This window comes from Corallococcus praedator (genome assembly GCF_003612125.1).
In the GTDB taxonomy this organism is placed as follows: domain Bacteria; phylum Myxococcota; class Myxococcia; order Myxococcales; family Myxococcaceae; genus Corallococcus; species Corallococcus praedator.
Genome location: NZ_RAWI01000466.1, coordinates 1 through 6,611 on the forward strand (window position 1 = coordinate 1; position 6,611 = coordinate 6,611).

Below are 6,611 nucleotides of genomic sequence, written 5' to 3' on the forward strand. Positions count from 1 at the left end.
GGCGTGGGGACCGGTGCGCGGGGTTCAGCAACCGGGGACGGCGCGGGCGCGAGGACGTGCGACTCCGGGACTTCGTTGGACCGCGTGAGCCAGGAGGCACCGAGCGCGCACAGGAGCAGCAGGCCCAGGCTCACGCCGGGGATGATGAACCAGTGGAGGACGGTGCGGTGCGAGGGCGCCACCCGCGTGTCATACCCGCCTCACGGGTTCACCGTGAAGCGGGGATGCACGCGAGCGCCCGAGACTACGGGTACACCTCGCGACGCGACGTCGTCGTCGTCGTCGGAGGGGTGGTCGTGGTGGTCGCCACCACGCCCTCCCCGAGGATGCGCTGGCGGCGGCTGACGCCCAGGGTGGCGCCCAGCACCGCCGCGACGAGCCCCAGCAGGAGCCCGGCGAAGAGGCCCCAGAAGACGCGGCCGGACTGGTCCGCCACCTTCAGCGCGCCCTGCTGCACCTGCTGGCCCACCTGCCCGGCCTTCGCCTTGGCTTGATCCACCTGCTGCTCCACGCGGTTGGCCACGTCCTCGGCGTCCGGGCGCGACAGGTTGGTGTTCTGCGCGATGTTGCTCACCAGCAGCTCACGGTCCATGCGGCCCTGGCGCACGCCCTCGGTGACGATGTCCTTGGTCGCCGCCTCCAACTGGTTCGCCGTGATGGCGGGCTTGCCCTCCTGTTGCAGCCGCTGGTTCACCGGCGCGAGCGCATCATTGGCATCCAGGCCGAACGTCTTCGCCGCATCGCCGCCTCCCGTCACGGCGCCCATCGCCGCGGAGCCACCCGCGCCCACCGCCGCCTTGCCGACGTTGAACACCGCGCCCATCACCGACGACAGCACCATGCCCAGGACGATGACGCCCGCGAGCGTCGTCAGGCCCCACAGCACCGCGCCGTGGATCGCGCCTCCCGCCTTGTCCACGATGCCCGCGGTGCGCGCGGCCACCAGTCCGCCCACGAAGAGGGCGACGAGCGGCACGATGACACTCCAGATGCCGGTGAAGATGCCCGCGGATTTCGCACTGCCCGCGTTGCCGGGATCCACCGACGACAGGCCCAGTGCGAGCCCCAGCGTGTACAGGAGGATCCACACGCCCAGCGCCACGAAGGTGCCACCGAAGATGGCCCCCCAGCTCAGCTTGGACGCACTGCCCGGAATGGCCGGGATGACGCCGGAGCGTTCCCTGACGACGCCGGCCCGTTCGCTTTCGACAATCGTTGCCATGGACTTGCACCCTCGTTTCCGTGTGTCGCCCGGCCGCGGTCGTCACGGCGAGGACGTACGTGTCTGGGATGAAGGTGTGCACCACCTGACCGCGTTCATTTCACTTCCACACGGCCGCTCCACCCCGGAGGGTGGGGCGGACGGCCAGCCCGTCTCAGCGCAGCCCTAGCGCATCGAGGAGCTGTGACTCGCGCGCCACCACCGGAGCGTGCGGCAGCACGTCCCTGCTGAAGCGGGCGACCAGCGAGGGCAGGGACACCGGGCTGCCATCACCCAGGCCGCTCCACGCGGCCAGCAGGCCCAGGACATGCTCGGGGGCCCGTCCGCGCGCGCGCAGCTCCGCCAGCGCGAACGCCCCGTCCCGCTTGGCCAACCGCTTGCCGTCCTCGCCCATCACCAGCGGCACGTGGAGGAAGTCGGGCGCGGGCAGGCGCAGCGCTTCGTACAGCTGGAGCTGCCGAGGCGTGGAGGGCAGCAGGTCATCCCCCCGGAGCACGTGGGTGATGCGGCTGTCCGCGTCGTCCACCACCACCGCGAGCTGGTAGCTGGCCACGCCGTCGTTGCGGCGCACCACGAAGTCCCCCACCAGCGCCTGCACGTCCTGGACGTAGGGGCCCATCAGGTCGTCGGTGAAGCGCACCTCGCCGGGGCGGGCGCGGAAGCGGTACGCGGGGGCGCGCGTGCGGGAGCGCTCGGAGATCTGCTCCGAGGTGAGGTGCGCGCAGGTGCCCGGGTAGCGCGGGCCTTCGTCGGACAGGCCGTGGGGCGCGCTCGCCGCGCGGGCGATCTCCGCGCGCGTGCAGAAGCACGGGTAGATGAGGCCCTCGTGCTCCAGCCTCGCCTGGGCCTCGCGGTACACGCCGTCGCGCTCGCTCTGCACCAGCGGCGTCTCATCCCAGTCCAGGCCCAGCCAGCGCAGGTCCGCGTAGAGGTCCTCCAGGAATTGGGGCTTGCAGCGCGCGCGGTCCAGGTCCTCGATGCGCAGGAGGAACGCGCCTCCCGCGGCCCGGGCCTGGAGCCAGCCCAGCAGCGCGCTGCGGATGTTGCCCAGGTGCATCCGCCCGGTGGGGCTGGGCGCGAAACGTCCTCTCATCGTGGGCGCGACCATAACTTCCTCCCCCGGCGGGCTGGGAGAGAATGCCCCGCCGCCTCCTGGCGTTCCCTTCCGTGTGACCCCGTCCATGCGCTTCCTGCACTGCTCCGACGTCCACATCACCGAGGACTACTTCGCCCTGCCCTTGCACAAGCTGGGCTGGCGCCGCTGGGTGGCCCTCGTCGAGTTGACGGCCGGCGGACGGGCGAAGGCCTACCGCCACGCGCAGCACACGCTCTCCGCCATCGCCCGCGCGGGACAGGCGCCCGGGGTGGATCACTTCATCCTCTCCGGCGACCTCACCGCCTACGCGCTGGAGGGGGAGTTCCGCGCCGCCCGCGCCGCGCTGGGCCCCCTGGTCCAGACGCCCTCGCGCTGCACCGTCATCCCGGGCAACCACGACGTCTTCACCCCGGGGGCCCACCAGAGCGGCCGCTTCGCCCAGCACTTCGGCCACCTGCTGGAGAGCGACCTTCCGGAGTACCGCCGCGAGGGCGCCTTTCCCTTCGTGCGGCTGGTGGGGGAGGGCGCCGCGGTGGTGGGGCTGTGCTCGGCGCGGCCCCTGCCGACGCCCGGGCTGTCCTACGGCTCCGTCGGGCCCGCGCAGCTCGAAGGGCTGGCCGCGCTGCTGACGGACTCACGCCTGGACGGGCGCGCCATCCTGGTGGTGGTGCACCACGCGCCGCGCAATGCCTCCGACCACGCGGACGGCTGGTACCATGGCCTGCACGACGCGGACGCCCTCTTGAAGCTGCTGCCGGGCCCGCGCTTCGCGGTGCTCCACGGCCACATCCACCAGCGCTACCACCACCCGGCCACCCCGGAGCGGCCCCACCTGTTCGGCGCCGGGTCCTCCACCCAGGCGGGCCACGAGGGCTACTGGCTCATCGACGTGGAAGGCGGGGTGGTGGTGGGCGGCACGAAGCACACTCCGGCCCTGTGACAGGGCCCACGGGCGGCGGTACAAGGGGCGCACATGACCCCCGCGCCCATCGCCCCACCCGCTGAGTTGTCCCTGGAGGAGTACCGCTTCCTGCGCCAGCTCGGGCGTGTCGCGGACGACCTCCTGGAGGAGAGCCTCCGGGAGCGTGAAACGCTCGCCCAGTGCTTCCGGCGCTGCTTCCCCGTGCTGCTTTCGCACACCGGCGCGCGCGCCATCGCGCTCACCACGCGCGACGAGGAGCTGGTGGAGCAGACCTGGAGCGAGGGCGACTGGGGCGGCGTCTTCCCGGGCTCGCTGCTGACGGGCGCCGCGGGCGTGCGCGCCCATGAGGGCCACACGCTCGTCATCCAGACGCTGGACGTGGCGGGCTCCCCGGTGGGCACGCTGGGCCTGCTCTTCGCGGGAGCGCCCGGCGACGCGGAGGCCCGCGCCCGCCAGCTGCGCACGCTGGACACGCTGGCGGAGGAGCTGGACACGGTGCTGATGCTGGTCCACACCGCGTCGGAGAAGCACCAGGTCATCCTCCAGTGCAACGAGCACCTGGCCAATCCCGTCTTCGAGGCGGGCATGGATCAGGCGGTGCGCACGCTGGCGCAGCGCGTCCGCCTGCCGGGCTTCCTCCTGCTCTACCGCGACGCCGTGCAGCCGCACGTGCTGCACTACCGCACCTACCGCCACGGGCAGCTCGAATACGAGAGCGGAGAGCAGCCCAGCGCCCCGCTGGAGACGCTGCTGCATCAGCACGGCACGCGGCTCTTGCACGGCGACGCGGGCGTGCTCAAGCGCCTGTTCGACGGGCGCACCACGGAGGCGGTGCTCATCTCCGCGGGGGCGCGCAGCGAGCCCCTGGGAAAAATCGTCGTCTGGAACAACGAGGGCTTCTCCGCGTATGCGATGGACCTCATCCGCGTGCTGGCCTCCACGCTGAGCCAGCGCCTGCTGGACTACAACCGCGAGCGCATCCACCTGTCGCAGTTCTTCTCCACGGAGGCCATCAACGCGCTGCTGGAGGACCCGGACTACGCGCGGCACCTGCGGGCGCAGGAGCAGGAGGTGGGCATCCTGTTCGCGGACATCAACGGCTTCACGCGCATCTGCGAGCAGGGCTTCGACAGCCCGCGCAGCATCGCCCGCTTCGTGGATGAATGGAGCGCGCGCGCCGTGGACTGCATCTGGGCGCACGGCGGCGTGTTCGACAAGATGGTGGGCGACTGCGTCATCGGCCTCTTCGGCCCGCCCTTCTTCCAGACGGACCGGGTGCGCCGCGCGGAGGCCGCCGTGCGCGCAGCGTGCGACATCCAGGCGTTCACCGCGGAACTGGGCGCGCGCGAGGAAGTGTCCGCCCTGTGTCAGCGGGTGGGGCTGCCCGGGCTGGGCGTGGCGGTGGGCGTGAACCTGGCCACCGCGAACTGCGGCCTCTTCGGTCCCAACCGCAACTACACGGCCTTCTCCAGCGGGATGAACCAGGCCGCGCGGCTCCAGTCCCTGGCAGGCTTCCGCGAGACGCTGGTGATGCAGAGCGTGCACGAAGCGCTGAAGACGTCCCAGGAGCCCTTCGTGCGAAAGCTCCAGGTCGGGCCCCTCACCGAGACGCCGGTGAAGAACGTGGCCCAGCCGCTGCGGCACCACCGGCTGTCGCTGTAGGCGACGCGGCAGGCGCGCGGGCGGCGTGGGCCCCGGGCCTCAGGCCAGCAGGTGCGTGCCCGCGTAGCGGCGCGAGAAGTGGATCCACCGGCGATCATCCACCTCCACCTGCCACTCGCTGTTGGGCGTCAGCGGCAGGCGCTGCTTGAGGAAGCTCTCCAGGTGGTCCGCCGCCTTGATGGGCGTGAGCCCCGGCGCGCGGAACGCGATGTGGAGCGTGACGTCGAGGGACGGCGCGACGTCCACCGACGCGCAGATGCGCAGGGTGCCCACGCGCCGCTGGTACTGCATGTCCGACGCAGGCCACGAGGAGGAACCCTCCGGCTGCGGCGCCGCCTGCTCGAGCCAGTTGTCGGGGATGAGGATGAAGTCGAGCAGATTGCTGCTCGCCTCTTCCACCGTGCCGTGCTCCTGGATGGAAAGCATGCCCACCTCCTCCGGGAAAGCCGTTGGGGTTGCGTGGAAGCCGTCGTGAAGAATGTGCCCACGAGCCAGTGCCATGCAAGGGGCCATGGAAATGCGCGGGGGCCCACACGTGATGTTGTACGTGGGGGCGGGGCGGACGCTACTGGAGGGGGGTGACACGTCAGGTCGGATGGACGTGTCCGGGTGTGTCGAGCGACCCCGCGCGCTCCGGCGGGTTGCTCAGGACGCGACGGGAAGGGGGCGGCGGGGCTTGCGCTCCACGGCGGCCTTGAGCTGGCCGCAGCCCGCGTCGATGTCGATGCCCCTGCGCTGGCGCACCGTGCTGGGCACCCCGTAGGAGGTGAGCACGTCCTGGAACGCCCGCACCGCGTCCGGCACGCTGGGTCCGCCGTCGTAGCCCACGGTGGGGTTGAGCGGGATGACGTTCACGTGCGCGTCCATCCCGTGCAGCAGCGCGCCCAGAGGGTGCGCGTGCTCGGCGGTGTCGTTGCGGCCCGCGATGAGCGTCCACTCGAAGAAGATGCGCCGCTTGCGCTTCGCCACGTAGTAGCGGCACGCGTCCATCAGTTCATTCAGCGGCCAGCGCCGTCCCGCGGGCACCAGCGCGGAGCGCTCCGCGTCGGTGGCGCCGTGGAGGCTCACCGCGAGCTGCACCGGGCGCGCCTCGTCCGCCAGCCGGAGGATGCCGGGCACCACGCCCACGGTGGACAGGGTGATGAAGCGCGGCGCGAGCGCCAGCCCCTTGGGGTCCACGAGGATGTCCACCGCGGCCATCGTGTTGTCGTAGTTGTGCAGGGGCTCGCCCATGCCCATGAGCACGATGTTGCGCAGCGTCTCTCCCCGCGCCTTGAGGATGCGCGTGACGTGGAGCACCTGGCCCACCACCTCGCCCGGCGTCAGGTGGCGCGACAGGCCCATCTGTCCGGTGGCGCAGAAGACGCAGCCCATGGCGCACCCGGCCTGCGTGCTCACGCACACGGTGGCGCGGCCCTTGAAACGCATCAGCACCGTTTCGATGGTCTGTCCGTCGTGCAGGCGCAAGAGCAGCTTGTGGGTGAGGTCGTCGCTGCTGAAGCTCTCATGGTGCGTGGAGAGGTGGCCCAGCCGCGCGCGCTCCTGGAGCACGGCCTGGAGGTCCGGGCGCAGGCCCGTCACGTCGCCCAGCGCCGTCACCCCGTCGCGGTACAGCCCCGTCCACACGCGCTCACGGTACTGGGGGCTGAAGCCCCAGTCGGCCAGACGTGCGTCCAGCACGGGGCGCGGCAGGTCATAGAGGTTGGGGG

At 71.6% G+C, this 6,611-nt stretch carries 6 protein-coding genes and 1 pseudogene; 2 read left to right on the forward strand and 5 right to left on the reverse strand.

The genetic code is table 11. The annotated features are described in order from the left end of the window. The 3 genes and pseudogenes from D7Y13_RS47280 to gluQRS all read right to left on the reverse strand — a co-directional run. Positions 1-182 (reverse strand): annotated as a pseudogene (locus D7Y13_RS47280) (AgmX/PglI C-terminal domain-containing protein); the annotation flags it as partial. A gap of 62 nt (positions 183-244) precedes the next feature. Beyond that, positions 245-1,222 (reverse strand): hypothetical protein, encoded by a 978-nt coding sequence (locus D7Y13_RS36215; protein ID WP_120585926.1) that lies wholly within the window; start codon positions 1,220-1,222, stop codon positions 245-247. 154 nt (positions 1,223-1,376) lie between these two features. Next, positions 1,377-2,315, reverse strand: coding sequence for a tRNA glutamyl-Q(34) synthetase GluQRS (gene gluQRS, locus D7Y13_RS36220; protein WP_167508811.1), 939 nt, complete (start codon positions 2,313-2,315; stop codon positions 1,377-1,379). Positions 2,316-2,403: 88 nt separating this feature from the next. Between gluQRS and D7Y13_RS36225 the strand changes: the two genes are divergently transcribed. After that, positions 2,404-3,258 (forward strand): metallophosphoesterase family protein, encoded by an 855-nt coding sequence (locus D7Y13_RS36225; RefSeq protein WP_120537851.1) that lies wholly within the window; start codon positions 2,404-2,406, stop codon positions 3,256-3,258. Between the two features lie 33 nt (positions 3,259-3,291). After that, complete coding sequence (locus D7Y13_RS36230; RefSeq protein WP_120537849.1) at positions 3,292-4,902, forward strand: adenylate/guanylate cyclase domain-containing protein; 1,611 nt, start codon at positions 3,292-3,294, stop codon at positions 4,900-4,902. A gap of 39 nt (positions 4,903-4,941) precedes the next feature. Here D7Y13_RS36230 and D7Y13_RS36235 read toward each other — a convergent pair whose 3' ends face one another. Together D7Y13_RS36235 and rlmN are read right to left on the reverse strand one after the other, a co-directional pair. Then, positions 4,942-5,328, reverse strand: coding sequence for a hypothetical protein (locus tag D7Y13_RS36235; protein WP_120537850.1), 387 nt, complete (start codon positions 5,326-5,328; stop codon positions 4,942-4,944). A 219-nt stretch (positions 5,329-5,547) separates the two neighbouring features. After that, a partial coding sequence (gene rlmN, locus D7Y13_RS36240; RefSeq protein ID WP_120630948.1) for a dual-specificity RNA methyltransferase RlmN occupies positions 5,548-6,611 on the reverse strand: 1,064 nt, incomplete at its 5' end.

Bases quoted from the DNA above. Each gene is read 5' to 3' on its own strand.
- D7Y13_RS36225 (WP_120537851.1), top strand. From the start codon at position 2,404: ATGCGCTTCCTGCACTGCTCCGACGTCCACATCACCGAGGACTACTTC.
- gluQRS (WP_167508811.1), bottom strand. From the start codon at position 2,315: ATGAGAGGACGTTTCGCGCCCAGCCCCACCGGGCGGATGCACCTGGGC.
- D7Y13_RS36235 (WP_120537850.1), bottom strand. From the start codon at position 5,328: ATGCTTTCCATCCAGGAGCACGGCACGGTGGAAGAGGCGAGCAGCAAT.
- D7Y13_RS36215 (WP_120585926.1), bottom strand. From the start codon at position 1,222: ATGGCAACGATTGTCGAAAGCGAACGGGCCGGCGTCGTCAGGGAACGC.
- D7Y13_RS36230 (WP_120537849.1), top strand. From the start codon at position 3,292: ATGACCCCCGCGCCCATCGCCCCACCCGCTGAGTTGTCCCTGGAGGAG.